The organism is Cytobacillus praedii (assembly GCF_001439605.1).
GTDB classification, from domain to species: Bacteria; Bacillota; Bacilli; order Bacillales; family Cytobacillaceae; genus Cytobacillus; species Cytobacillus praedii.
Genome location: NZ_LMBX01000008.1, coordinates 140,306 through 167,290, shown reverse-complemented (window position 1 = coordinate 167,290; position 26,985 = coordinate 140,306). Strand labels below are relative to the sequence as shown.

The window sequence follows — 26,985 nt, the reverse complement described above, 5'->3', positions numbered from 1 at the left end:
TTATCGGCTTTTTATTCTTCAAAGAGGGGCAGCTGATACACTCTCCCCTTATTTATCCCCGAATAGGGGATATTCATTGAATGCAGAATTCTAGTTGCAGTCGCTGCGGATTCTATTTTTAAAAAATCTCTAAGCTGGCTATTCGTTATCGTCTTGCTAATCAAGAGTCTATAATCATTTAACGCCGCTTTATGTTCATGATTGCATTTTTCCAGGCAGACTGAACAAAACCATGTGCCATGCTTTCTTTCTAAAGGGAGCTTCAGACAATTTTTGCATAAAACTCCCTTGATTAGTTCATTTCTGCTTATATTGTATTTATCCATAATGGAGGAATCTAATTCTGTGTGCTGTTTTTTAATGAGGCGTATTGCCTTTTTTAATTCTTTTTCGGAAATAACGCATGTATGAAGGGAATTTTCGAACTGAATGATTTTAGAGGGAAGAGCTTCACGGTGAATAACTTTCTGACTTAGCAAGCTGTTTTCTGGAGTCGTACGAATAACTGTTTGCGGATTGCTAATTACAATGAAAGAACAGATTGGCAATTCTTTTAACCCATTATTTCTAAACCATTTTTTCAATTGTAATTCATGACGTTTTACTTGTATAAGGGGGTCAGGAAAAGCCATTTCCTTTCCGTCTTTTATTCTAATTAACTGATTGAATAAAGGATCAAAGTGTATCGTACCAGCAATATTTTTTACTTCTATTATTAAAAGATAGCTCTTAGTTACGATTAGTGTATCGATTTGAAAGAAACGGGGATCATCCCTTAAACGCAGATCATGAAAAATAAAGTACTGTTTCGGGTCAAGAAAGCCCAAGTAAAAGTCGAGAGAGCTCTCACCTTTATAACCTGCCATCTTTTTATTAAGTTCATCAGAAATTAAGGGGAGTTTCGGATGATAAGGAGGAAGCCTGCGTATCAGTGCTTCAAGTTTTCGAATAGAAAGAGGAATTTTGCGGGGTTTAACAATCATTTTACCACTCCTAATATATTTTCGAATAATGGATTCGCCATTCTGAGCCATATCCCTTCTATTTTTTCTTGAAGAAGAAAGATATCTGCGATATTCGAGGAGATATCTACGAAAAATTAATATTATCTACGAAATCAGTAAATATATCTACGAAATTTCCGAAATATCGATTTTTCGACAAACCCCTGCAAAAAAAACGTTCAGAAAGCTCCCTTTCTGAACGTCCTAGACGGTTTTCACTAATAAATAAATGAAATAGGGTGCACCTAAAATCGATACAACTAATCCCACTGGCAATTCCATCGGGGCCATAACGACTCTGCCCAGCGTATCAGCTGAGAGCAGCAATAATGCACCAATTGCCGCAGTTAGCGGGATAATCTTTGCATGTCGCGCACCAATGAGACGCCTAGCAATATGCGGAGCGATTAACCCTAAGAAAGTAATACCGCCTCCAACTGATACACTGGCACCCGCTAAAGCAACAGCAACAAGCAGCAAGATTACTCTCTCTCTCTCAATTCGAACACCGACCCCAATGGCGATCGGATCTCCTAAGCGCAAGACATCTAAAAATCGGGCCTTATACACAGCAAATGGAATAAGAATAAGCAGCCAAGGCAAAAGCGCCCATACATAGGTCCAATTCGTGCCCCAAATCGTCCCTGAAATCCATATGATCGCTTTCATAAAATCAATCGAATCCATTTTCATTTGGAAAATGATCAATCCTGCACCAAAGGCAGCATTAATTCCGATTCCAACTAGTAATAACCGAACAGGCGTCACAGTTCTATTTTTCCAGGAGAGCAAGTAAATCAATAGGGCAGCGATAAACGCTCCAGCCAATGCTGTCAGCGGCATGATAAAGATTGACAGCATCCCAGTAAAAAATGCGGTTCCTTGGAAGAAGAACATATACAAGACAACTGCAAACCCTGCACCTGAATTGATGCCAAGAATGCCCGGGTCTGCAAGCGGATTTTGTGAAACACCTTGGAGAATCGCGCCTGAGACAGCAATTCCCATCCCAACTAGCAGGGCCATTATAATTCTTGGGAGACGAAAATCGAATATCGTCAGTTCATTATTCGGTGTCCCTTGACCAATGAGAGTAGCAAAAACCTCATTCATGGGAATTTTAAGATAGCCTGCATTTATACTAAGTAGAAAAGCAATGACTATTAAAATACTTGTTACAATCATAAGGATTTTAAATTTATGCTGATTTTTCGATAAATGCATTACAGTCCTCTCCCTTCTTTACGAGCTAAGTAAAGGAAGAACGGCACACCGATTAACGCAGTTACCGCACCGACTGGTGTTTCAAAAGGAGCATTTACCATCCGTCCGACAATATCGGCAACAATTAACAAGATTCCCCCAAGAATAGCTGAGCAAGGGATAATCCATCGGTAATCTACCCCAACTATAAAACGGGTAATATGCGGGATAACAAGACCAACAAATCCAATCATTCCAGCAATAGAAACAGCTGCACCCGTTAAAAATAACACTGCAATCGTTCCTAATAATTTAATGAGTCGTGTATTCTGTCCTAAACCTTTAGCAATTTCCTCACCTAAGCTTAAAATTGAGATCGACCGAGAGATGAGTAATGCCAGGATTAATCCGCCTGCCACAAAAGGAAGGACATACATTAATTGCTGCATTTGCACCCCTGATACGCCACCAGCATACCAGTAACTAATATCCTTCGACACATTGTATTTAATCCCAATAGCTGTTGATAGCGCACTAAGCAAAGAAGCGATGGCTGAACCGGCAAGAGCGAGTTTTACAGGGGTCACTCCCCCTTTAGATAAGGAAGAAATCCCAAACACCAAAGCAGCTCCCAGACCTGCACCAATAAATGAAAAAGAAATTAAGCCTGAATATGAAATCGCTGGCAGAAAGGCAAAGGCAATAGCAATCAGAAAAGAGGACCCTGATGTAACACCCATGATTGAGGGGTCAGCAAGCGGATTTCTAGTCATGCCCTGCATAATTGCCCCCGATGCTGCCAGCGCTGCACCAACAATGACGGCAGCAATCGCACGTGGAAGCCGTAATTCTCGGATGATGACATGGGAGGAATTATCACTATTAAAGTCAAACAGCGCACTCCAAACGGCGTGGTAGCTAAGATCGGCTGCACCAAAATGGATCGATGCGATGACTGAAAATAATAGCAAAATAGAACCACCCAATATGATAAGTGATCCAAATAGCCGATTACTATGTATTCTACTTTCCACTAATTCAGTATGGTTATTTTCATTGTGACTCATAATAAAAAAACTTCTTTCTTCAAATAATGTACATATCTATTTCAATTACATTATTGACAAGTTAATGGTTTTATATTTTAATTGAAAGCGATAATCGTTATCAATTAAACATTGACTATATTTTAACATACTATTAGGGGGATTCCAATGAGTAACATGTTAAGCAAAAAGAAATTCATTCAGCTAATGAGTGCTAGCCTTGTTGCACTGTCACTTACTGCTTGCGGAAATGCGGACAAGAGTACGGATCAATCTTCTACAGAGAAAACTGAGCAGCAAGATACAAATAAAGAGGCTGCAGCTGAACGGACATTAACTGACGCGATGGGCAACAAAGTGGTTATTCCTGCTAATCCTGAGCGCGTGATTGCATCCTATCTTGAAGATAATTTAGTCGCATTAGGAATCAAGCCTGTCGCTCAATGGAGTGTAAATGATGGGGCAAGTATTCAAGGCTATTTACAAGGTGACTTAAAGGGAATCCCGACTATCCCTCATGATCTGCCATTCGAAGCAGTTCAAGAGCTTTCACCAGATTTAATTATTATGGATTCTGCGAGTATGGTTGAAGGCGGAAAGTATGAACAATATAGCAAAATTGCTCCTACCTATGTAATCGGTACAGAGGTAAACAATGACTGGCGAGATGAGCTTCTGCTTGTTGGTGAAGTATTTGGCAAGGAAGATGAAGCCAAGAAGGTATTAGAAAATTACGAAACAAAGGCTGCGGAAGCAAAAAAAGAAATAGAAGATAAAGTTGGTAATCCTTCTGTTGCAGCTATTTGGCTTGTAGGCGGAAAATTCTTCGTCGTGAGTGAAAACTTATCAAGCGGTGCAGTTATGTATGAGGATTTAGGATTAAAGGTGCCAGAAGTGGTGAAGGAAATTTCAGCTAGCGGAGAAAGCAACTGGAATGCGATTTCCTTAGAAAAATTAGTGGAACTTAATGCAGATCACCTATTTCTTATTAACAGTGATGCTGCAAGCGGATCTGCTTCCTTAAGCGATGCATTATGGAAGAGTGTTCCTGCAGTGAAGGCTGGAAATGTATACGAATTCTCACCTGATGAAAGCTGGTTATACACTGGTGCGATTGCAAATGAACAAATGATCGATAACATCTTAAAAAGCATCGTAAAATAATTGATAAATGGGCTATCACAAATTAGTGTGATAGCCCATATTTTTTAGTTTAGTTTTCTGCGGATCTCTTTGTTTCGTTCCTTAAACACAGTATTATGAGTCGAGACCATCGCTGTTTTGCGCGCTTTCGGATTGATAAATTGCGTCAATTCATTTACTGTATTCGCTGCATCTTGAAAGGCGCCAGTGATTAAATTAAGCTTTGCGTCGTGCTTTATAATATCACCAATCGCAAATAGACCTGGCACAGAGGTTGTCCCATTAGGCTGCCCATCAATATAGCTATTTTCTACCGTCTGTATCGGAAGCTGGCAGTTTCTAAGTAAAGTAAAATCCCTGTCATAGCCTAAATTAATCAGTACCTCATCCACTTGATGGGTTAATCCTTTTTCCTTGCTCTCGCATCTTAAATATATGATGCGGTTCTTATCATTCATTTCAGCCTGAGTAATCATCGAGTGATCAAATATGTCTACCGACTTCTCCTTTAACTGTTTTAGAAGCTCTGGAGGAATTTTTTCCTTCCCCTCAGAAATGATTATCGTTACCTTTTGAGCAACATCTGCCACTGCATTTGCCCAGTCAAATACTGAAATCCCTTTACCAGAAACAGCAATTCTTTTATCTTTATAAAAGCTAGGAGCTTTTAATGTGTAATGGACATTTTCCAGGTGATTTTCAAAAAGCGTCAGCCTTTGCGGGGAGAATATCCCACCGCCAATAGCGAGGATAATGGTTTTAGAGTAATGCTCCTCTTTGTCTGAACGTGCAATAAATACATCTTCCTGCTTTTCAATACTCGTTATTTTTTCATTCAGGCTTAGAGCCGGATTAAATGTTAAGCCTTGCCGTATAATTTGATCGATAAGCTTGCAAGCTAATGTGGGCGGCTGTCCCCCTACATCCCATACGACTTTATCTGGATATAATTGCATCTTCCCGCCAAAATATGGCTGTGCCTCAATAATCTTTACTTTTAGTTCTCTTAATCCGCTATAAAAAGCTGCATACAATCCTGCTGGCCCGCCGCCAATTATGGTTACATCAAATATTTCCATGGTTGCAGTCCCACTTCCTAAAGTCTATTTATGATTGATTCTCATTATCAACTAGTATAAGATGAATTTAGATACAACTCAATAATGAATGCAAGAATTCATGAAGGAAGGCTTTGGCATGAATCGTCTATTAACGAAAGATTTATCTATCGGTTATCAAGAAAATATCATTGTTAACCAAATGAATATACAGTTTAATAGCAATGAAATTACGACCATCATCGGCCCGAATGGCTGTGGAAAATCCACTTTGCTAAAGGCCATTACTCGTATTATCCCCCACTCTAAAGGAAGTATATTACTAGATGGGCAATCTATTGCAAAGGAAAACACGAAAAAACTGGCCCAGAAAATGGCTATTTTGCCGCAAACCCAAGATAGTGCATCTGGCCTAACAGTAGGAGAGCTCGTTTCATATGGAAGATTCCCCTATCAAAAGGGATTCGGAAAATTATCACATGCAGATTATGAAGTTATTGACTGGGCTTTACAAGTGACAAATACATTTGATTACAAATTTCGGACAGTAGATTCCCTATCAGGCGGCCAAAGACAGCGTGTATGGATTGCTATGGCTCTTGCACAAGAAACCGAAATTATCTTCTTAGATGAGCCTACCACCTATCTTGACATGGCCCATCAATTAGAGGTTTTGGAGCTGCTGAAAAACTTAAACGAAACTCAAAATCGAACCATTATCATGGTTTTACATGACTTAAACCATGCAGCACGCTTTTCACACAACATGATCGCCTTAAAGGATGGCAGCCTTATTAAGGCTGGAACAAGCGAAGAAGTAATGCAGAAAGATATATTGCAGAAAGTATTCCATATCGATGCAGAAATCAGCCGTGATCCGCGAACGGGAAAACCGATGTGCGTGACGTATGATTTAATAAAATAGGAAATATTGTTTCAGAACTGCAGCTCTCTCTGCAGTTTTTTTATTGGCATCATACGCCTTATTCCTCTCCACCTAACCTCTCCCCATACATTTAATCAAGTGTATAACTTTTATTAATTCATGGGATAACTAAGAAAACCTGTAATTAAAAGGGATTTTTTTATAGGAGGAAAAATGGTTGGTTCGTCGAGTAAAAAATCTGCTTAAAACAAAACATATAAACCTGTCACATTCAGCTACACAAAAAAAACCATCAGACAAACAAGCTACTTTGACCTATACTATTAATGAAAATATTGAATATTTCCGTTCTATATATGCTAATTGCTCTGATGTTGTTTTCCGGCCAATTTTAATAGGAGGAGTCATTCAAGCTTACCTCCTATATATCGATGGGCTGGCAAATGTGGAAGAAGCGGATGAGCAAATTCTTAATCCATTAATGAATTCTTCTGCGAAAAATACAAATGAAATGATGAACATGCTCGAAAACAAAATCCCTGTTACTAATTTACGAAAGCTTTCTACACTACCCGAATGCATTGACTCTATTTCAACAGGAAATCCTTTGCTTCTATGTGATGGAATTAATATTGGTTATTCCCTCTGCCTAGCTAAATGGGAGAAACGAGCAATTGGAGAGCCAACTGCTGAAGTAGGCATTAAAGGACCAAGAGAAGGTTTTACGGAAACAATTAACGTAAGCACCTCTCAGTTACGGCGGATTATTAAAAGTCCTTCTCTCAAAATGGAAGAATTATTTATCGGTCAGCTCACAAAAACTAAGGTTGTTATTTCTTATATAGAGGGGATTGCCAATCATAACCTTATCGAAGAGGTGCACAATCGCTTAGAACGAATTAAGATTGATGGCATTTTAGATAGCGGGTATATTGAAGAATTAATAGAAGACCATCCTTACTCTCCTTTCCCGCAAATATTAAGCACAGAACGTCCTGACGTTGTTTGTTCCAATTTGCTGGAAGGCAGGGTTGCCATCTTAGTTGATGGGACTCCATTTGTAATTATTGCTCCAACAACATTCTTTTCGTTATTGCAATCACACGAAGATTATTACCAGCGCTTCCCAATCAGTTCAGCGGTTCGTTGGCTGCGTTATTTATTCCTAATTATATCAGTGCTGCTGCCATCCCTTTATGTAGCCATCCTAACTTTTCACCATGAAATGGTCCCTACAGCTCTACTGCTTAGTGTAGCTGCTTCAAGGGAAGCTGTACCCTTCCCTGCTCTTGTAGAAGCCCTAATGATGGAAGTTACCTTTGAAGCTTTAAGAGAAGCGGGGATTCGATTGCCAAAACAAGTTGGTGCTGCAGTCAGCATTGTTGGCGCATTAGTAATTGGACAAGCCGCAGTCCAAGCGGGACTTGTATCAGCACCCATGGTTATTGTGGTAGCTATTACTGGCATTGCTTCATTCATGATTCCACGATATGCGATGGGCATCGGATTTCGAATTCTGCGCTTCCCCATTATTTTTTTGGCTGGGGCATTAGGTCTTCTCGGAGTGATGATGGGGATTATTGCAATCATTGTTCATTTATCAACTATTCGTTCTTTTGGTGTTCCCTATTTAAGTCCTTTAGCTCCATTAAAAGGGTCGGAACTGAAAGATACATTGATAAGGGCCCCTTGGTGGAAACTTAAAACTCGTCCTCATCTGACGGGTGAATATAACAAAAACCGTCAATCTCCTGGATTAAAACCTGATCCTTCTAAAGGAGGAGAATAGCCTAATTTTATTCGCAAAGGAGAAAATATTGATGAAGCGTTTTTTCCTATCTCTTTCTTATTTTCTAAGTATTTTTATGCTCAGTGGCTGCTGGGATCGCGTTGAAGTCAATGATATAGCTATCATAACAGCGACAGCAATAGACCTAACAGAGGATAATCAGATTAAAGTTACCGCACAAGTATTTATCCCCCGGGCACTCAGCGGCGGCGGCGGCTTGGGGACAGGCGGAGGGGATCTAACATTAACTCGGAAAGGGACTGGCAGCAATTTAGCGGATGCTGTTTCGAAACTTCAAATGGTGCTGCCCCGAACAATCTTTTGGGGGCAATGCAAAGTTTTCATTTTTGGTATGGGACTCGCCGAAAATGGAATTCGGGAGCAGCTCGATTTCTTAGTGCGTCATCCAGAGCCACGCGGCAGGGCATTTATGTTTGTTAGTAAAGCTGACACAGAAAAGGTTCTTCAGTTACTGCCTCCTTTAGAACGATATTCTGGGGAGGTTCTTAAAGAGCTATTAGATTTCAATATTGGGCTTTCTGTAACAATGAAGGACTTGGATTTAATGTTGACAAGTGATGCCCAAAACGCCGTGCTTCCGCTTATAAAAGTTTACCCTCCAAATAAAGGAAAAATGGAAAATGAATCAATACCTTATATTTCAGGCTCGGCTATATTTTCGAAAGATAAAATGATCGGCACGATAGGAGAATATGAAACACGTGGAATCATGTGGATAAAAAATATGCTAAAAGATAGCACCATTTCCTTTAAAGCTGGTAATGAAGGGGAAGAGATTTCAGTTAGTCCAGTACAATCTAATGTCAAACTAAAGCCTAGAATATCAAAAGATAAATGGAAAATGACAATTAAAGTGCAAGCTGAAGGAGATGTAGTTCAAAATGAAACCAAGCTAAATTTAATGGATCCTGAAACAATTAAGAGGTTAGAAAATGATTTTGAAAAAAATATAAAGCATCGGATTCAAGCAGCAATCAATCCGCTTCAAAATGAATTTAATATTGATATTATTAATTTTGCGACAGAATTTCATCACCACTATCCAAAGGAATGGAAAAAGGTAAAAAACCGTTGGAATGAAATGTTCCCCCAGGTTGAAGTAATTGTGGATGTTGATGCCTATATTCGCAGACCTGGATATACAAGTACTCCTAGCGGGCTGCCTAAGAACGAGGTGAAAAAATAGTGAAATGGGGAATATTCTTTTGTGTCATGGTGATTATTGGGACCATTATTTTATATGAGTGGAAGAAAATAAAAACCTATCCTAAAAGAGATAAGATCACCTTTTTTATTTTGCTTATAATAGCTGGAGCTCTTTCCCTTTTTGATCTTCCAAACTTACCAGGACCAGTCACATTGCTTGAAACTATATTTCGCCCGTTCGGCAATTTTATGGAAAGTCTATAAATTTTTAACTGTTTTTGATTTCTTGTTGATTGGAGGTTTAGGAATGGAGAAAGGAAAAATTTCCTCTTTGCAAATGGGGATGATCATGTATTTGACAATAATGTCCACAGCCATTTTAACAGTTCCCGGAATAACTGCAAAGTATGCCAAACAAGATCTATGGCTTTCTCCAATCTGGGCCTCACTTGTTGGATTTATAACCTTAATTATTGTTATCAGGTTGTCTAAAAATCATCCGCAGCAATCCTTTTTTCAAATATGTGAACAAACAGCAGGGATTTATATCGGTAAGCTAGTAGGATTTATTTATGTTTGCTTTTTAGCTTATGTTACGGGGCAAATCATTAGAAGCTACGCTGATTTTATATTAACAGTGTATTTACCGCAAACACCAATAAGTGTCATTGTTATTTCAATGACCGTTCTTGCCGCTTTTACCGTCATTGGAGGGTTAGAAGTAATTGGAAGAGTATCACAAATCTTTTTTCCTATTTTTTTCTTTTCAATTTTTATCATTATTATTTTATTAATTCCTAAACTAAATTTAAGTAATCTATTGCCTATTATGGAAGACGGAATCCTCCCTTCATTAAAAGGGGCCATCATCCCTCAAGTTTGGTTTGGTGAGTTTTTCCTAATCATTTTTCTCCTTCCATTTTTATCAGATCAAAGCAAGGGAAGGAAATGGGGAATGATTACGATATTTATGGTGTTGTTCACCTTCTTAACAGCAAATTTAATTGTTCTTTTCATCTTAGGACAAAACATAGCCGGTTCCATTTACCCCTTTTTAAAAGCTACTAGATTTGTTAACTTAGGTGATTTCATCGAAAATATGGATCCAATCATCATTGCATTATGGATATTGGGCTCGTTTGTAAAAATAACTGTCTTTTATTATGTGACTGCATTAGGGATCGGACAATGGCTAAATCTGACTGACTATAAACCAATCGTTTGGCCGCTCGGCATTCTAATCGTCCAATTAAGCTTCTGGTCTTTACCAAATTTAATGGTTATCAATCAACACGATGAAACCGTCTCTCCTTTTCTTGGCATAATAATGCAGACTTTCATTCCATTACTCTTATTAGGCATTTCCAGTTTTAGAAAAAAAGTAAAGCCAGTGAAGATATAATTTTTTGATGAAAGGAGCGGGATGATGGATAAAGGGAGAATTTCCTCCATGCAAATGGGGATGATGATGTATTTGACAATTATCGCAACAGCTATTCTTACAGTCCCTTCAATTACTGCCAAATATGCTCAGAAAGACTTGTGGCTTTCTCCTATTTGGGCTTCAATCATCGGCTTTTTTACGGTTATCATTGTGATTCAATTATCAAAACGATTCCCTCGGCAAACATTTTTTCAAATATGTGAGCATACCATTGGCACGCTTGCTACAAAACTTCTCGGCTTTCTATATTTCACTTTCTTTCTCATTGCATCCGGGCAAATTACTAGAACCTATGCAGAATTTATAAAGGTATTCTTTATTAAAACTCCTGTAAGTGTCATTATGATTTCCATGCTTTTACTTTCGGCATTTACAGTCATTGCTGGGATAGAAGTGATTGGAAGAGTTGCTCAATTCTTCTTTCCAATCTTTATCTTTTCGGTATTTATTATTATTTTCTTATTACTTCCGCAATTAGAACCTTCAAATATTTTTCCGATATTAGAAAATGGGCTCCTTCCCTCTTTAAAAGGAGCAATTATCCCTCAAGTATGGTTTGGCGAGCTATTTCTAATTGTGTTTCTCCTCCCCTCCTTATCAGATTCAAAGGGGATGAAATGGGGAATCTTTACTGTCCTTTTAATTTTAGTCACTTTTATAATAACAAACATTACAGTTCTGTTTATTCTAAATCAAAATACTGAATTTTATATTTACCCTTTTTTATCAGCCACTCAATTAGTAAACCTTGGAGATTTCATTGAAAGTATCGAACCTATTATCATTGCGATATGGATATTAGGAACTTTTATAAAAATTACTGTTTTCTACTATGTTACAATTTTAACAACAGCTCAATGGCTAAAATTATCTGATTATAAACCCATTGTTTGGCCGATTGGCATCTTAATAGTGGAAGTTAGTGTTTGGGGAGTGCCGAATTTAATGGTAAACAATCATATAGATATAACTGTTTTTCCGCTTTTATTTCCAATCATGCAGACATTCATTCCCTTATTTATTTTAGGTGTGGCTATGATAAGGAAGAAATCAAAGACTTTAGAGGTTCATTAGTCTGAAGCTTTTCTTCGGTGGATCCCCCAGATAATCCATTCCCAATTCCATGCACTCTAAATACTTAAGGAAAATGAAAAAATACGATATACTTTTTTGGGGACAAGTTGTCATTCCTTTTCTAAGGTGTATTTGGAGTCTTATGAGGAATAGGCATTCTTGCTTTCAGGACTCTATATCACCAGCAAAAGAAAGAGGGTACCTATGATTTCATACACAAAAGTTTTTCAAGCCACTGCTTTTTCCAGCAGCTCACCAAAAGAAGTAGAGATTTTAAAGGAATATTTATTTTGTATTAATGCAGACGGATTGATTGAAAAAGTCGTTGGTCCAGAAGCGGATGACTATAAATACTTACTAGAATTATACCAAGGGACAGAAAACTTCCATCGTTTAGCAGATGGTCAATATCTCTTACCCGGATTTATCGACTTGCACGTTCATGCACCACAATGGGCCCAATCTGGAACAGCCTTAGATCTTCCTCTCTATGATTGGTTAAACACGTATACCTTCCCGCTGGAATCAAAATTTTCTGATATACAGTTTGCGAAGGATATCTACGAGGGCGTAGTCACCACCCTCCTAGCAAATGGAACAACTACCGCACTTTATTTTGCTACCATTCATAAAGAGGCTAGTTTGCTGCTGGCAAAAATATGTGCTGAAAAAGGACAGCGCGGTTTAGTTGGCAAGGTTGTTATGGATGATCCTGAACAAACCCCCGAGAATTATCGTGATGCGGATACACAGACTGCATTAGCAGATACAGAAGAATTTATTCTAGCAGTTAAAGAATTGGCAAAGTCAGTCAAACAAGGAGTATACCCTGTAATTACACCTCGGTTTATTCCTAGCTGTACGGATGAAGCCTTAAAGGGCTTAGGAGAATTAGCTGCTAAATATGATACACACATCCAATCTCACTGCAGTGAAAGCGACTGGGCGCATACATATGTTCAAGATCGTTTTAATAAGAATGACGCATTTGCTTTACATGATTTTGGTTTATTGGGTGATAAGTCTGTCATGGCACATTGTAATTTCTTAAATGACGATGATGCAGAGTTATTTGCGAATACAGGAACGGCTGTTAGTCATTGTCCAATCTCCAATGCCTACTTTGCCAATAGTGTCATACCAATCGCCCATTTACATGCAAAGGGTGTAGAGATCGGTTTAGGATCAGATATTTCCGGAGGGTTCTCCCCAAGTCTTTTCGATAATACCCGACAAGCAGTTATTTCATCCAGAATGCTCGATGATGGGGTAAATCCATCCCTTCCTGCTGAAAAACGAGGAGTTCCAAATTCACGAATCACAATAAATGAAGCCTTTTATTTTGCTACTGCAGGCGGCGGAGAAAGCCTGAGCTTACCAATTGGACGCTTAGCAGAAAACTATGCTTGGGACGTACAAATTATCGATACAACTATTGCATCTGCAAAACTTCCTATCTATAGTACAAATGAAGATTTATTTGATGTCTTTCAGAAAATTATGTATCTGGCCCGCCCAGAAAACATCCGTGAAGTTTGGGTTCAAGGAGAGAAGGTTCATTCACGTATGTAGAACTAGTTGCCCTCACAGCTTAAAAATCAAAACATTTGTGAGGGCAAATAGTTGATAGATAATTTAAATTATTTAAGCCTTCCCTTAAAGTATAAGCTGCATTATTCAATTGGTGACAATTCACTTTCTGTTACCCATTTATGATTTTTAATCTCCTCTCCACTGGTAGTGGTTGTGAAATCAACCATATAAACAGTAGTTTCTTCGGCTGTGTCAATTTCTGCTGTCGCTCCGTCCATGCCTTTCATATGCGAAGCATTTATTACAAATTCAGAGCCTGGTTCAAGCGGTTTATCACCCGCTTCTGGAATTTCCTCGTGAATAACCCACTTATGGTTCTCCACTCTTTCCCCACCAGTCGTTGGTGTATATGAAATGGTATATGCAATCGTATCATAGGCTCCTACAATCGTTGCTTCTGCCCCCTTCATGCCTTCCATGTGATCTGATTCGATTTTAGCTTTACTTCCAACTGGATAGGTTGGATTTTCAGCTGCTTTCAAGTCTTCAGGGATCTCGCCAGAGCTAGACATATCCATGTTACTGTGATCCATTCCTTCCTTTTTATCTGCGCTTTCAGTGTTCTCCTCCTCTGATTTCTTTGTGTTTTTGTCAGTATCATTAGAACATGCACCTAGTACTAAAAATATGGCAGCAAATACAGTTAAAAATACTCGCTTCCTTCTTATCAACATAAAAAATTCTCCTTTCGATGATTAGTTCAATATTTGGGGGCACAGAGGCTACCTTTATTACGAATATAGAGTACTATAAAAATGTGCATTATTTATGCACATACACCCAAAAGTAATTAAACTACATTTAGTATGATCCTATTTTCTGCATAAAATCTTCAGATATAGTAAGTAAAATAGAAAAAACAATTGAAATTAGGTGAGTGTATTGAAAAAACTCTCTGTAAAGCTCGGGATATTGTTTTTTTTGATTATATTTGGCTTGATAACCTTCATGTTTTTCTTTTTGCATAAGGGAATTGCTGAATCAAGAGTGGAAGAAGAGCTTAAAGCACTGAAAGCAAGGGGGAATTCACATAGTGCCATCCTTGAAAAGCATTTCAGTATTGAAACGATTGATCATGTCGTCTTAATGGAATCTGAATCAATGACCGATGTAATTATCACGGATAAAAACGGGAATGTACTCGGATCCTCATCCGATACGGCCTCATTTGAGAAATATCTGAGGATACCTTCCTCCTCTATTTCAGCCGAGGGGGAAATCGTAGAAGACAACTGGAAAGATGAGCCCTATATTGCCACCATTAGTCCTATTGAAATGAACGGACAGCCAGCAGCCTATGTCTTCATGTTTGAAAACACAGCATCTGTACATTCGCTCATACAAGGATTAAATGACCACTTTTTTCTAGCCGGCTGGATCTCCGTGTGTCTGACTATTATTATTATCATTTTTCTTTCAAGGGGAATTACAAAGCCACTTCTAAAAATGAAAGAAGCAACATCACAAATAAGCAAAGGTCAGTTTTCAGTCTCATTGCCTATATCATCTCATGATGAGTTAGGTGATTTAGCAAAATCCATCGAATTATTAGCTACAGATTTAAATTATTTAAAACAAGAAAGAAATGAATTCCTGGCAAGTATTTCTCATGAACTGAGAACACCTCTGACTTATATCAAAGGATATGCAGATATTGTGCAAAAACGGAAACTTCCCGATGAAGAAAGAGAAAAGTATTTAAAAATTATTGTTGAAGAGACAAACCGTTTATCAGAGTTAATCAAAGAATTATTTAATCTCGCAAAAATTGATCAAAACTCGTTTGTTATCCATAAAGAACGTATTGATTTAAAGCCATTTTTCAAGAAAATGGAACAGAAGCTTTCCCTTGCTTTTCAAGAGAAAAAAATAAATTTTGAACTGCTATGCCCAGAAAACACCTTAATACAAGCGGATCCATTAAGACTTGAACAGATCATTCTCAACTTACTAGATAATTCCATGAAATACTCTCAAGCGGGCGCAAAAATTGAACTGAAGGCATGGCAAAATAAAAAATCAATTCATATTTCTGTCCTAGATAACGGAAAAGGAATACCGGAAAAGGAAATTCCACTCATTTTTAATCGTTTTTATCGAGTAGAAAAATCAAGAGCACGCTCTTTAGGCGGCACAGGACTAGGGCTTGCGATTGTAAAAGAACTTGTTCAAGCACATGGAGCAGAAATTATGGTTAGGAGCCAAGAGAATGTCGGGACTGAAATTGAACTAATCTTTAAAGGAGAGCTGAAACGATGAAGACTCTTTTACTCGTTGATGATGAACCAATGATGCTTGATTTATTAACTTTATATTTATCGCCTATCGGATATCAATGTATTAAAAAGGAATCAGCCCGAGAGGCAATAAACTATTTAGAATCCCATCATGCAGATTTAATTCTTTTAGACATTATGATGCCTGAAATGAATGGACTGGAAGCCTGTGAAAGGATCAGACAAACATGGGACATTCCAATTATTATGCTTACAGCTATGAGCGAAAAGTCCGATATAGTAAAAGGATTAAATTATGGTGCGGATGACTATATTTCTAAACCTTTTGACGAAGAAGAGCTGATCGCAAGGATTGAAGCAGTTTTAAGAAGACAGAAGACCGATACAGGAAAAATCACATTTCGCGGCCTCTTACTTGATGAGGATTGCTATGAGCTTCTGTACAATGGAGCGGGTATCTTACTAACACCTAAGGAATTTGGGATGATGAGTTTATTTCTTAATAATCAAAATAAAGTTTTTACGAGAGAGCATTTAATCATTTCTATTTGGGGATATGAAGTATCAACTGAAGATCGGACAATTGACTCTCATGTCCGGAATTTGCGAGAAAAGCTTCGAAAAGCCGGATTCCCTGCTGATAATCATCTACTAACCGTTTGGGGAGTTGGATATAAATGGGCTGGGAAAGAAACATTATAATAGAAAAGCTAATCTAACAGCCACTTAACATTGTGTTGGATTAGCTTTAAAAAGTTTAAGTCCCTTGTTTATTCCATCTAAGTACATAATTTTTTACTGGATTAAGCACAAAATGATCAAGGATAAGTATAATTAATATACAAATAATCGTCCAAGCAAATACTTTCGCTGTGTTTATATTTACTCTTGCCAATGCAAGGGAATAGCCTATCCCAGAATTAGAACCTAATAATTCTGCCATAATTGTAATTCGTACAGCTGAACCAGCCGCTAATGAAAGCGCTGAGATAATTGGAACAGCCAATCCTGGGAGAATAATGTACTTTAAATTTTGAAGGTGCGAAGTTTTGTAAATGGCCCCCATCTCAAGTAATTGCTTATCAATATTTCGCCATCCATCTGCCGTATTTAAATAAATGACAGGAAAAACGAGCACACTTACAACAAAAATGGGGACAGCTGAGCTTGTTCCAAACCAAACGATCGCTAATACAACGACAATAATCGGTGGCAAGCCCATAATCATAGAATAAATGGGACGAAAGATTTCATAGACAACTTCAAACTTTCCTGCAATTAATCCACTAGAAATGGCAATGATAATGCCAATCGCAAGCCCTATCAGCATTCTGAAGCCAGACTGAGCTAGCTGGCTAATTAATTCCCCATTAATAATTAATTTTACAAATTCATCATACGTTTCGATGGGTGAAGGCAATAATATACTAGGCAAAAAATAGGAGCATATTTGCCAAATACAAAGTAATAACAGGATAACTAAGATTCTAATAATTCTTTTTTTATTTTTCGTAATAGAAGCCTGCATCCGGCAGTTTCCCTCCAATAATTTCAGGAGAAAGCGTTGAAAGCTCGTTAAAGAAAAACTCTAAATCATCTTTGGCATCTTTGGCTGAAACAAACTGCAAATTTAGTGACGGAATAACCTGCTCAATAATCGGTTTTGGTACATCCTCATTCGTTTTATTAATAATCGCTGCAGCTTCTGACGGATTTTCATTAATAAATTGAACACTTTGTTCAAATTGATTTTGAATTTCCTTTACTAATTCAGGCTGTTCCTCAATCAATGAATTTGAGACGAGGATACCTGCTTGTGGAATATATGAATCCCTTCCTGTTGCTTTTTTCCATTCCTCCTGTAAGTTCATAATCTTTGCAAGGTTCTTTCCTTCCTGTTTTCCTTTAACAACGGATAGTGTAGCTACATGTTCTGGAACAACTGCAAATGTTGCTTTATCTGCAATCATAAGCTGAACAATTTCCTGCGGGGAAGAAACATACTCTATCTTTATATCCTTTGTTGTATCAATGCCGTTTTTATTTAATAAATATTGAAATACAAGATCAGGCATATCACCTTTGAAGGGAACATGAATGGTTTGCCCTTTTAATTGCTCCCAGCTCACTTGTTCACCATCTGGTCCTACTACATACAAAATTCCCCAAATTAAAACATTCATTAGTTTTACATCCATCCCTCGATTATATAGATTGGCACCAACATATGTTGGGACGGCTGATATATCTGCTTGATCGGCACTAATTCGTGCACGAAGCTCATCTGGATTCTTCCAAGGCATGTAAATTAGTTGATTCGTAAATTCGTCTAAATTATTATCATCCACTACTTTGTAAATTGGTGCAGCAATTGAGATTCCCATTGGTGCTTGAATGGTCAGTTCATTTAACTTTTCTGCTATTTCAGTCTTCTTGCTTTGTCCTTCACTCGCTTGAGAAGCTGACTCTTTATCAGTTGATTGTGAACATCCCGTTAAAAATACAGTGATTAATAAGAAGAATACAAGTAGATAATGAATGTTGTTTTTATATAGTTTTTCCACGTTAAATCCCCCCAACCCATTTCCTGAGTTCTATTTCAACTTGCGTTAAAAATTCGTAATCTCTTTCATTTCTTTTTTTAGCAATTTTCATTTCATGTATGATTGAGCAGCCCTGACTTGAAAGCACTAAAATTCGGTCAGCCAGTCTCAGTGCCTCCAATGGATCATGTGTGACATAGATGATCCCGATATGATTTTCATCAATTAATTGAATAACATCTTGCTGAAGTTCATATTTTAATTTTGGATCAAGTGCAGAGAACGGCTCATCCATTAATATAAGTTCAGGATGGGTTGCTAGTGCACGAGCGATTGAGACTCGCTGTTTCATACCTCCCGATAACTTAGAAGGATAATAGTTCGCAACATGATCCAATCTAACCATCCTTAATATTTCAATTGCCTTCTGCTTCTTGTCAGTTTTATTTTTTTCCCTCATAACAAATAAAATATTGTCTATAACTGTTCGCCATGGCAGTAATCTTGGCTCTTGAAATACATAACCAAACTTTTTGGTATGAAGGCTAACCTTCCCTCTAGTTGGATCTATCAAGCCTGAAGTAATATTTAATATCGTTGTTTTCCCACAGCCAGAAGGACCTAATAATGCAATCACATCCCCTTGTTTTAAAGAAAAAGATAGATTTTCAATTACCTTCTCCTCGTAAAAACTAACCGACACAGAATTAAACTCTAGTAGTACGTCCATAGCATTCCCCTAGTATTTTTGTCAAAGTATTATCAATCCCATAAATGATAATAGTTTTCATTTGGAATTATAATTGATAACATTTCTCATTACTTATGATAACAATCACACCTTGCCCATAAAATTATGGCAAAAATGTGACGGGAAATATTAATACTTTCCCTTGTAGGGTTTCTCCCATTCCGTCTCGTCTATTAAGTTAAAGGGGAAAGAATCTAGAAGGAGATTAACTATGAAAAAAGGAATATATCCATTTTTATTTTGGGCAATGCTTATTTTTTATCTATTTTTATTAATAGATTTGCTTTTTTTATCAAGAGGCGAATATAGAAGCATAAATCTTATCCCATTCGAAACCATCCGCAGCTATATTCGAGTTGATGATGGCATCCGCACCAAATCGGTAGATGTAAATGTGTGGGGAAATGTACTAATGTTTGTTCCTGCAGGGATTTATCTGATGATTTTTAAAGAGAGAGCGATTAAAAGTTTTATAGTTATTTGCGGTTTATCCTTAGGTGCTGAAATCATCCAATATATATTCGCTATTGGTGCAAGTGATATTGATGATCTTATTTTAAATTCTTTAGGGGGATTAATCGGAATACTGATTTACTTATTATTGGAGAGAATTTTAAAAAATGGGCACCGAGTAAGAAAGTTAATAACCGTTGCTTCCGCTTTAGTAGGGGTACCCGTTTTATTTATTTCAATTTTGGTTTCAATTGCTAATTGGTAATTTATCTGTCAATTAGCAATTGCCCTTGCTGTTTTAATTATCCTAATCTGTGTTACATCTTAAACAGTGCTTTGTGAAACTCAACGAACTGCATTATCGAAAAGGTTATTTCTTCCCCTCCATTTCAAAACTCCTTTAGCTCCCTCCAAATAAATCATTTCGAGGCTTCCTTTAAATCAAGTGAAGATCATTATCTTGTTGTTCCCATGACTGGAAGGGTGAAGATTCAGTGAGAAAAGTTGAAAGGAATTGTGAACAAAAAATAAAAATTAACCTCCTCGTTAAAGGAGAAGCAGATAAAACAAATTATCAATCGCTGATAAAACCTTTAAGTACTGTGACCAAATAGTGTTTTTTCCCAAACGCAACTTACTTGCCCCTTACTTACTTATATAAAATAGTGCAAAAAGATTGCTCTAGACCCACCCATATTTTAAGTTGTATCATGTTCAAGGGTTAATAGGGGGCAAAAGAAAATGGAAGAACAAAAATATAAAGATCTTAAATTAGGAGAACGAGGGGCAATCATTAGTATTCTTGCTTACATCTGCCTCTCTATCTTAAAATTAGTTATTGCGCATATGAGTGATTCTGCTGCATTAAAAGCAGATGGGCTTAACAATACAACCGATATTATTGCATCTATTGCCGTACTCATTGGACTTAAGTTATCACAAAGACCGCCAGATAAAGATCATCGTTATGGACATTGGAAAAGTGAAACGATTGCCTCAATGGTCGCCTCATTTATTATGGCTGCAGTAGGACTCGAAGTGCTGATTGATGCAATAACTTCCATGTTCCGAGGAGATAATGAAACACCCGATATTCTAGCAGCTTATGTAGGTATTTTTTCTGCATTAGCCATGTATGTTGTATACCTTTACAACAAAAGGTTAGCTAATCAAATTAATAGCAAAGCCGTTATGGCAGCAGCAAAAGATAACCTTTCAGATGCCTGGGTGAGTATAGGAACAGCCGTAGGTATTCTAGGCTCTCAATTGAAAATGCCCTGGCTGGATACGGTAACTGCCGTTATTGTCGGACTTTTGATCTGTAAAACAGCCTGGGATATCTTTAAACAAGCCTCTCATGAACTTTCCGACGGATTTGATGAAGAGAAAATTCATCTTTATCAGGATGTAATCACAAAAGTGGATGGCGTAAAAGGAATAAAAGAAATTAAAGGAAGATACTACGGAAATAACGAAGTCATAGATGTCGTCATTCTGGTTAATTCCACGCTGGATATTAAAGAAGCACATGATATTGCAACCCATGTCGAAAAAGTCATGATGAAGGATTACGGGGTATTTGATGTACATGTTCATGTGGAGCCGAATTAACTAGCAAAAACAACTCTAAATAATAAAAAAGTCGGATTTCTATACGATTAGAAACCGACTTTTTTTGTTATATATACAAAGCCCCATGATACTTTAAAGAAGAATTTAATTGATTGTTTAGCGCCTTGATCACCTTTCTTATGTCAAAAGTATCTCTTCAACAATTGCAGTGAATGGGTATGACTATGGGCACCTAGATGGGATTGAACACGATCTTATGGAAAAAGGCATAATAGGATCTTTAAATACTTTGACATAAAGAAAAATCAACGCCAGTCCCCTTTCAAGTTAGGTTACTGGCGTTATTTCTGTCAATCTATGCATATGCTAGGCATTTCAATTGAAATAAACCTTTCGGATCTCATTCATCTTTTGCATCAAATCATCTTTCAGTTCAACAGGGGAAATGATTTCAACTTTTTCGCCATAGCTTAAAATGATTGAGATCGCATACTCTCTTGAATAAAATATGGTTTGTACGTCAATAAAATCTCCGTGATGTGTAAATTCTCCTGGAAATTGCTCGAACACTCGAGGCTGTGCCGATAAATCAAAACGGAGGTGAGCGTTTGTGCCATGTTCTTGAACCGGACGTTTGAAGTATATTTTCCGTGTAAAAAGCTCTTCTAACACTTCGAGATTAGTCATCCTTGAAACGCGAAAATAGCGCTTGTCTTTTCGTAATAGGCAATAGCTGTCTATGTACCAAGTTCCCCGCTCCCATAAAAGATTCAACGGTTCTATCTTTCTGATTGATTCTTGACCTAAAGCATTTGTATAAGTAAACTCAATCCTTTTCGTTTGATCGATCGCTTTTAGCAAGGGAATAATAATCTCCTTCTCTCCCTCCGATGCGCTCATATCGAAAATAATTTTGTCTTGTCGATCCGCATGTAAGAGGGCAGGCTGTAAGGTACTAAGCTTATTGATTAAAGTTGTGTATTCTTTCCCTCCAACCGCACCATCCATTTCCTTTAAAAGATTGTAGATCACAGAAAAGTCATCAATTGAGAAGTATTGCTTAGTTAAGAAGAACCCGCTCATTAGTTCAAAACCGCCATCTGTACCAGAGAATGAAGTAACAGGGATACCCGATAGATTAATTAATTCGATATCACGATAGATTGTTCGAATAGAGACCTCGAACCTAGAAGCTAACTCCGTGGCTGTCACTCTCCTTTTGGTTAACAAAGCCATCGTGATACCCAGCAAACGATCGAGTTTCATCCTCTTCCCTCCTCACATGAATAAACTTTTCTTGCTGCCTCTATTTCATTGAAAAAAATAAATATAAAACTTTCTCTGACTTAACATACTACTTAACTAGTATACTTTTCAATTTCTTTTCCTCTCTCTACGTGCAGACTATTATGATTGAATATTCCTAAAAAACATACGTATATCTTCAACAAAATGTTCAGGTTGTTCTAAGGCAAAAAAGTGACCGCCATTTTTATATTCATTCCAATGAACAATGTTATGCTTTTTTTCAGCTAAACCCCTGATTGTTGTATCCTGGGACAGGGACAACAGCACTCCAGTTGGAACTGTACCACGCCCCTTTGGCACCCAAGCAGCTTCGTCATGCATAGACTCATAATAAACTTGAGCAGATGAACCAGCCGTTCCGGTAAACCAGTATAAGCTGACATTCGTCAGTATTCGATCACGGCTAATTGATTGCTCCGCCAAACCATCCGTAGTATTTGACAATCTTTTAAATAACTCGGCAATCCAGGCTAGTTGGCCGATTGGAGAATCATTCAGTCCGTATGCTAGAGTTTGTGGGCTTTTAGACTGTATTTGCAAATAACCATCATTAAACGTCTCTAATCTTGTCATACGTGTTTGTTCATCTTCTGTCAATTGATCCAGCTCACCTTCTTCACCTGATGGAAAAGTAAGTAACGCATTGAGGTGTATACCAATTATTCGTTCTGGTGAAATATGCCCCATCTCAGGAGCGATAAATGAGCCAGTGTCACCGCCCTGTACCCCGAACTGTTTGTAATCGAGTCGTTCCATTAACTGAATGAAAGCTTCCGCCATACGCCAAGGTGTCCAGCCTGGCTCACTTAATGGGATAGAATATCCAAAGCCCGGTATGGATGGAATAACAAGGTGAAATGCATCCGCAGCTTCCCCGCCATGAGCCCGTGGATTCGTTAAAGGATCGATGACATCCAGAAATTCGACAAACGACCCCGGCCAGCCATGAATGAGCATCAAAGGAGTTGCATCAGGTTCGTGTGACTTTATATGAAGAAAGTGAATGTTTTGCCCGTCGATTTCCGTTAAAAACTGAGGGTACTCGTTAAGTTGTGCTTCATGCATACGCCAGTCATAACTATTTTTCCAATAATCACACAGCTCCTCCATATACCTCTTCGGCACGCCACGTTCCCATCCTGTTCCCGGCAGTTCATCTGGCCAACGTGCTTGATTTAATCGTTCTTTCAAGTCGTCAAGATCAACTCTTGAAACCTCGATATGGAAGGGATGAATGGAATCAGCCACCTGATCTGAAGATTGTTTTGTCTTTTCATAGTTAAAAGTACTCATACTAAAACTCCTTTCAATATTGGGATACTCACAGAATATACGATCAATCCTGACACCATGTATGTCAGGATTAAAAATTTCGAGTTTAATTCCTCCAAACTTTTTAAAAAGGCTAACAGCTTAGTTTTCATAACCCAGAGGGCATATTACAATAAAAAAAAGCTATGTGAATATAAGTTTTCACATAGCTTTTTATTTAAAATTATTATAGATAGTTATGTTCTGAAGCTAGTTCACTGCATTCGGTGCAATACCATCAGCAACAAGTCATATTTCCCCTTCTTTAATATGAATAATTAACCTTTCAAGCCATTCAATCTTATGCTCTGTTTTAGTTGAAAGATAACCGCTCAAAAACTCTCTAATTGTCTCAGACTCCTTGTCTGTCTGCACATGCTCAAACCTGCTTAGCTGCTCCCAGCCATCCTCGATCATTTTTAATTTTTTTTCAAGTATTTCTGCAACTTTATTACGATCGACATATTTCATATTTGCTAAGCCAACGACCATATCTTTAATACCCTCTGCCTGTTCAAACATTTTGTAGATTAATTTTGGCAGTGCTTCACGGCCCTTATCCGTAATAGCAAATACTTGCTTATCTGGCCGGTGCTCTTCTTTTATAATTTCAACCGGCTCAATTAAACCTTTTTTAGCCAACGAATCGAAATGGTAGTACAATTTACTTTCTGTCAATCCGCCTAGTTCATCCAAGGGAATAGGCTCTGAAAGCTGTTTTTTTAATTTGTATGGATAATTATTGTCCTCCATTAGTTTGCTTAATATAAAAATTTGAATGGACATTCTCGATGCTCCTTCAAGAAGAGTTTCCTCTTATTTTAGCAAAACTAAGCTGTGACTTCAGCTGCATTCTTTACATCTTCTGTTTCTAGTACCTCAACTGGCATTGGTTTATGCAAAAATGTAACGATTGCGATATTAATTAGCATCGCAACCAAACCAATCATAACCATTGACCAGATATATGGACTTGGGCTAATACTGCCGTACAGGTTTGCAAAGTATGCTTGTACAGAGTAATACATGGGAGAGATGTAGCTCATCCATTCATATGGAAGGTACATCATTTCACGTGTAATCGTGGCACCATTTGCAATTGTTTGTATCAATAGAATGGGCAAGTTCAAAATCATCCCGCCCTCACCAACTAAGAAAATTAAAATTGCAGTGAAGTTAAAGGCAACCATATAGTTTAAAACTTGCTGTCCTAACAGACTGAAGAACAGGTCCCCACTTAGTTCATTCACTAAGTAGGCCAAGCCAGCAGCAGCTAGTGATGATACAGCTGCAATGAATAACGCAGCTACTTGCACATAAATGAATAAACGAGTTTTACTTGCCTTTCCTCTGCTCGCTTTGAAAGCCCCTACTAATTGCATCGCCCCGATCATTGCACCAACATAGCCTGCCATTGTTAAGAACATTGGCAGCATATTATGATGCATGCCATTAGGAATATCGTTAATAGTAACAATATTTCCCACATAAGCTGTTTCAATCTTTTCAGCTAATTCAGCAGCTTGCTTTTCTGGTACATGTAAATTCATTAACACGCCTTGAGCTGTTTGCTGAGAGAATTGTGCGCTTATTTGGTTATTAATTTGCGTAACAATTGAATTCATACTAGAAGAAACAACCGTTGCTCCTGCTTCATTCATTGTAAAGTCGATACTTGATGATGTTTTGCCTTCTTTCATATTCGCAGAGAATGTTTCAGGGATATGCACAACTAATGCTAAATCATTTTTCTCCAAATCCTCTAAGGCATGTTTATTTGATAGATTTGTATCTATTTCTTTAAATGGTAAATTTTCTTGTAACTGGCCAGCAATCTTTGCCCCATATTCACCAGCATCATCATTGACAATAGCAATCGGCAGTTTATCGATATTTCCTGGTATTGCCGTATAACCAGGCAAGAATATACCTAGCATCGCAAGGGAATAGAAAATCCCCATAATGATAGCAGCAATTGCACCTTTAGTTTTTATGAACTGAGTAAATTTCATGATGTATCCTTCCTTGTTGAATTATATTTTTACTTTAATCAATGTACTCTAATTAGAGTACATTGATTAAAGTATTCCCTTATTTTATTCTATACTTTTATATAAAGTCAATTAAAAAATCTTTATTAATACATTAGTTAAGGTAAAAACTTATTTAATACATTAATGGCATTAAATTATATAAACTTTATTCAACATCCCAATTCTTGCTTGAACCTACAGTTCCGTCAGGTTTTATAATGAAACTATACTTTTTTATGGGAGGAATTTAGATGAAAGGTAATAATAAGTTTTCCATCGGAGAATTTTCGGAAAAGACTGGAATCTCTATTCGTACTTTGCATTACTATGACGAAATGGGTCTTTTACAGCCAGAAAAGAATCCAACGTCAGGACATCGCATTTACAGTCACCGAGATATTCTAACCTTGCAGAAAATCTTAAGTCTAAAATTTCTTGGGTATAGTTTGGATAAAATCCTTCATTTATTAAACGAATCAAGTTTTACTGTTGATTTAAATGAAACGTTATCTCTCCACTTTCAAGCATTAGAAAATGAAAAAGAAAGAATCGAACAATCAATGACGGCAATTAAAAGAGTTACTAAGCTGCTGGAGGTAGAGGGGGAGGTAGATAGTGCCATCTTATTCACTCTCATCCATAGTATGCAAACAGAAAATATACAGAAGGAATGGATGGAACGGCATATACAAGCGGATATTGCAGAAGAATTGTCGAAAAAAACTGAAGAAGAAAAAGCCACCTTAGATCAGACATTTATTCAATTAGCTAAGGAAGTAAAACAGCTTTATGGAAAACCTGTAGAGGACCCAAAAGTACAAGAAATGATTCAAACTTATCTTGAAGCATCTTTTGCATTTCTTGGTGAGGATTTGATACAAGAACTAGCAGATACTGACGTCGAGGAACTCGATATTCAGGAACTTGAAAATTTGACACCTTCCCCGTTTTCTGATGATGAGCAGCAATGGCTAAACGAGGCAATGGAATATTGTATGAAACAAGCAGAATTGGACTAGGAAAAAGGTTTTTTAGTGATGAATTATAGCCTACAACAAAAAAGAAGCTGACTCCCGTTGTCGTTTACAAACGATCAATTTGAGTCAGCTTCTCTTTTTAGCTTATGGACCTTTCCCATTAGCTTTTTGATGAATTTGTCATATAGAACTCTTTTGTGAGACTTTTCCTTATGTTTTTTCGGGGATTCGTCTCATACGACCTTTCTATGGGACTTTTCTTTAAGCTTTTTCGAGGAATCGTCTCATAGGGCCTTTCTATGAGACTTTTCCTTATGCTTTTTCGGGGATTCGTCTCATAGGGCCTTTCTATGGGACTTTTCCTTATGATTTTTCAGGGATTCGTCTCATAGG

Annotated in this window: 25 protein-coding genes; 13 read left to right on the top strand and 12 right to left on the bottom strand. The window is 37.6% G+C overall.

What is annotated here, in order from left to right:
- Positions 1 to 11: 11 nt before the first annotated feature.
- The 3 genes from ASU02_RS11070 to ASU02_RS11060 form a co-directional block, all read right to left on the bottom strand.
- On the bottom strand, positions 12 to 983 hold the full coding sequence (locus tag ASU02_RS11070; RefSeq protein ID WP_057763476.1) for a nuclease-related domain-containing protein: 972 nt from the start codon (positions 981 to 983) through the stop codon (positions 12 to 14).
- A 225-nt stretch (positions 984 to 1,208) separates the two neighbouring features.
- Positions 1,209 to 2,228, bottom strand: coding sequence for a FecCD family ABC transporter permease (locus ASU02_RS11065; protein ID WP_057763475.1), 1,020 nt, complete (start codon positions 2,226 to 2,228; stop codon positions 1,209 to 1,211).
- On the bottom strand, positions 2,228 to 3,274 hold the full coding sequence (locus tag ASU02_RS11060) for a FecCD family ABC transporter permease (RefSeq protein WP_057763474.1): 1,047 nt from the start codon (positions 3,272 to 3,274) through the stop codon (positions 2,228 to 2,230). The genes ASU02_RS11065 and ASU02_RS11060 overlap by 1 nt, the downstream gene beginning before the upstream one ends.
- Before the next feature lie 147 nt (positions 3,275 to 3,421).
- On the opposite strand from ASU02_RS11060, the gene ASU02_RS11055 reads away from it, so the two are divergent.
- Positions 3,422 to 4,417, top strand: coding sequence for an iron-hydroxamate ABC transporter substrate-binding protein (locus tag ASU02_RS11055; RefSeq protein WP_408607264.1), 996 nt, complete (start codon positions 3,422 to 3,424; stop codon positions 4,415 to 4,417).
- Positions 4,418 to 4,461: 44 nt separating this feature from the next.
- Here ASU02_RS11055 and ASU02_RS11050 read toward each other — a convergent pair whose 3' ends face one another.
- Positions 4,462 to 5,475: an NAD(P)/FAD-dependent oxidoreductase gene (locus ASU02_RS11050; RefSeq protein ID WP_057763473.1), complete on the bottom strand. Its 1,014-nt coding sequence runs from the start codon at positions 5,473 to 5,475 to the stop codon at positions 4,462 to 4,464.
- Between the two features lie 118 nt (positions 5,476 to 5,593).
- Between ASU02_RS11050 and ASU02_RS11045 the strand changes: the two genes are divergently transcribed.
- The 7 genes from ASU02_RS11045 to guaD all read left to right on the top strand — a co-directional run bounded on the left by ASU02_RS11045 (position 5,594) and on the right by guaD (position 13,386).
- The gene (locus tag ASU02_RS11045) at positions 5,594 to 6,379 is read left to right on the top strand and encodes an ABC transporter ATP-binding protein (RefSeq protein WP_057763472.1); all 786 of its coding nucleotides are present in this window, start codon (positions 5,594 to 5,596) and stop codon (positions 6,377 to 6,379) included.
- A 178-nt stretch (positions 6,380 to 6,557) separates the two neighbouring features.
- Positions 6,558 to 8,129 (top strand): spore germination protein, encoded by a 1,572-nt coding sequence (locus tag ASU02_RS11040; protein WP_082631763.1) that lies wholly within the window; start codon positions 6,558 to 6,560, stop codon positions 8,127 to 8,129.
- Between the two features lie 31 nt (positions 8,130 to 8,160).
- On the top strand, positions 8,161 to 9,336 hold the full coding sequence (locus tag ASU02_RS11035) for a Ger(x)C family spore germination protein (protein ID WP_057763471.1): 1,176 nt from the start codon (positions 8,161 to 8,163) through the stop codon (positions 9,334 to 9,336).
- A complete protein-coding gene (locus ASU02_RS11030) occupies positions 9,336 to 9,560 on the top strand; it encodes a hypothetical protein (protein ID WP_232426225.1) in 225 nt (74 codons plus the stop codon). The genes ASU02_RS11035 and ASU02_RS11030 overlap by 1 nt, the downstream gene beginning before the upstream one ends.
- Positions 9,561 to 9,603: 43 nt before the next feature.
- Positions 9,604 to 10,698, top strand: coding sequence for a GerAB/ArcD/ProY family transporter (locus tag ASU02_RS11025; protein ID WP_057763470.1), 1,095 nt, complete (start codon positions 9,604 to 9,606; stop codon positions 10,696 to 10,698).
- A gap of 24 nt (positions 10,699 to 10,722) precedes the next feature.
- The gene (locus tag ASU02_RS11020) at positions 10,723 to 11,814 is read left to right on the top strand and encodes a GerAB/ArcD/ProY family transporter (RefSeq protein WP_057763469.1); all 1,092 of its coding nucleotides are present in this window, start codon (positions 10,723 to 10,725) and stop codon (positions 11,812 to 11,814) included.
- Between the two features lie 204 nt (positions 11,815 to 12,018).
- The gene (guaD, locus tag ASU02_RS11015) at positions 12,019 to 13,386 is read left to right on the top strand and encodes a guanine deaminase (protein WP_057763468.1); all 1,368 of its coding nucleotides are present in this window, start codon (positions 12,019 to 12,021) and stop codon (positions 13,384 to 13,386) included.
- Positions 13,387 to 13,487: 101 nt separating this feature from the next.
- Here the strand turns inward: guaD and ASU02_RS11010 are convergent, their stop codons facing one another.
- Positions 13,488 to 14,081 (bottom strand): YdhK family protein, encoded by a 594-nt coding sequence (locus ASU02_RS11010; protein ID WP_057763467.1) that lies wholly within the window; start codon positions 14,079 to 14,081, stop codon positions 13,488 to 13,490.
- Positions 14,082 to 14,289: 208 nt separating this feature from the next.
- On the opposite strand from ASU02_RS11010, the gene ASU02_RS11005 reads away from it, so the two are divergent.
- Together ASU02_RS11005 and ASU02_RS11000 are read left to right on the top strand one after the other, a co-directional pair.
- On the top strand, positions 14,290 to 15,666 hold the full coding sequence (locus ASU02_RS11005; protein WP_057763466.1) for a sensor histidine kinase: 1,377 nt from the start codon (positions 14,290 to 14,292) through the stop codon (positions 15,664 to 15,666).
- Positions 15,663 to 16,346 (top strand): response regulator transcription factor, encoded by a 684-nt coding sequence (locus ASU02_RS11000; protein WP_057763465.1) that lies wholly within the window; start codon positions 15,663 to 15,665, stop codon positions 16,344 to 16,346. The genes ASU02_RS11005 and ASU02_RS11000 overlap by 4 nt, the downstream gene beginning before the upstream one ends.
- Positions 16,347 to 16,401: 55 nt before the next feature.
- On the opposite strand, the gene ASU02_RS10995 is transcribed toward ASU02_RS11000, so the two are convergent.
- From ASU02_RS10995 to ASU02_RS10985, 3 genes are read right to left on the bottom strand one after another with little or no spacing between them, the layout of a single operon-like run.
- Positions 16,402 to 17,172 carry an ABC transporter permease gene (locus ASU02_RS10995; protein WP_057763464.1) on the bottom strand — a complete coding sequence of 257 codons (771 nt, stop codon included), beginning with the start codon at positions 17,170 to 17,172 and terminating at the stop codon, positions 16,402 to 16,404.
- The gene (locus ASU02_RS10990; RefSeq protein WP_057763463.1) at positions 17,147 to 18,208 is read right to left on the bottom strand and encodes an ABC transporter substrate-binding protein; all 1,062 of its coding nucleotides are present in this window, start codon (positions 18,206 to 18,208) and stop codon (positions 17,147 to 17,149) included. Before ASU02_RS10990 ends, ASU02_RS10995 begins: the two co-directional genes overlap by 26 nt.
- Before the next feature lies 1 nt (position 18,209).
- Positions 18,210 to 18,917 (bottom strand): ABC transporter ATP-binding protein, encoded by a 708-nt coding sequence (locus ASU02_RS10985; RefSeq protein ID WP_057763462.1) that lies wholly within the window; start codon positions 18,915 to 18,917, stop codon positions 18,210 to 18,212.
- A gap of 232 nt (positions 18,918 to 19,149) precedes the next feature.
- Here ASU02_RS10985 and ASU02_RS10980 point away from each other — a divergent pair, with 232 nt between their 5' ends.
- Entirely contained in the window at positions 19,150 to 19,656 is a 507-nt protein-coding gene (locus tag ASU02_RS10980) for a VanZ family protein (protein ID WP_057763461.1), read from the top strand.
- Positions 19,657 to 20,132: 476 nt separating this feature from the next.
- Positions 20,133 to 21,002, top strand: coding sequence for a cation diffusion facilitator family transporter (locus ASU02_RS10975; protein ID WP_057763460.1), 870 nt, complete (start codon positions 20,133 to 20,135; stop codon positions 21,000 to 21,002).
- A gap of 336 nt (positions 21,003 to 21,338) precedes the next feature.
- Here ASU02_RS10975 and ASU02_RS10970 read toward each other — a convergent pair whose 3' ends face one another.
- The 4 genes from ASU02_RS10970 to ASU02_RS10955 form a co-directional block, all read right to left on the bottom strand.
- Positions 21,339 to 22,229 carry a helix-turn-helix transcriptional regulator gene (locus tag ASU02_RS10970; RefSeq protein WP_057763459.1) on the bottom strand — a complete coding sequence of 297 codons (891 nt, stop codon included), beginning with the start codon at positions 22,227 to 22,229 and terminating at the stop codon, positions 21,339 to 21,341.
- Positions 22,230 to 22,370: 141 nt separating this feature from the next.
- On the bottom strand, positions 22,371 to 23,564 hold the full coding sequence (locus ASU02_RS10965; protein ID WP_057763458.1) for an epoxide hydrolase family protein: 1,194 nt from the start codon (positions 23,562 to 23,564) through the stop codon (positions 22,371 to 22,373).
- A 267-nt stretch (positions 23,565 to 23,831) separates the two neighbouring features.
- Positions 23,832 to 24,368, bottom strand: coding sequence for a PadR family transcriptional regulator (locus ASU02_RS10960; protein ID WP_057763457.1), 537 nt, complete (start codon positions 24,366 to 24,368; stop codon positions 23,832 to 23,834).
- A 44-nt stretch (positions 24,369 to 24,412) separates the two neighbouring features.
- Positions 24,413 to 25,594, bottom strand: coding sequence for a YhgE/Pip domain-containing protein (locus ASU02_RS10955; RefSeq protein WP_057763456.1), 1,182 nt, complete (start codon positions 25,592 to 25,594; stop codon positions 24,413 to 24,415).
- A 272-nt stretch (positions 25,595 to 25,866) separates the two neighbouring features.
- Between ASU02_RS10955 and ASU02_RS10950 the strand changes: the two genes are divergently transcribed.
- Positions 25,867 to 26,634: a MerR family transcriptional regulator gene (locus ASU02_RS10950; RefSeq protein ID WP_057763455.1), complete on the top strand. Its 768-nt coding sequence runs from the start codon at positions 25,867 to 25,869 to the stop codon at positions 26,632 to 26,634.
- Positions 26,635 to 26,985: the final 351 nt, after the last annotated feature.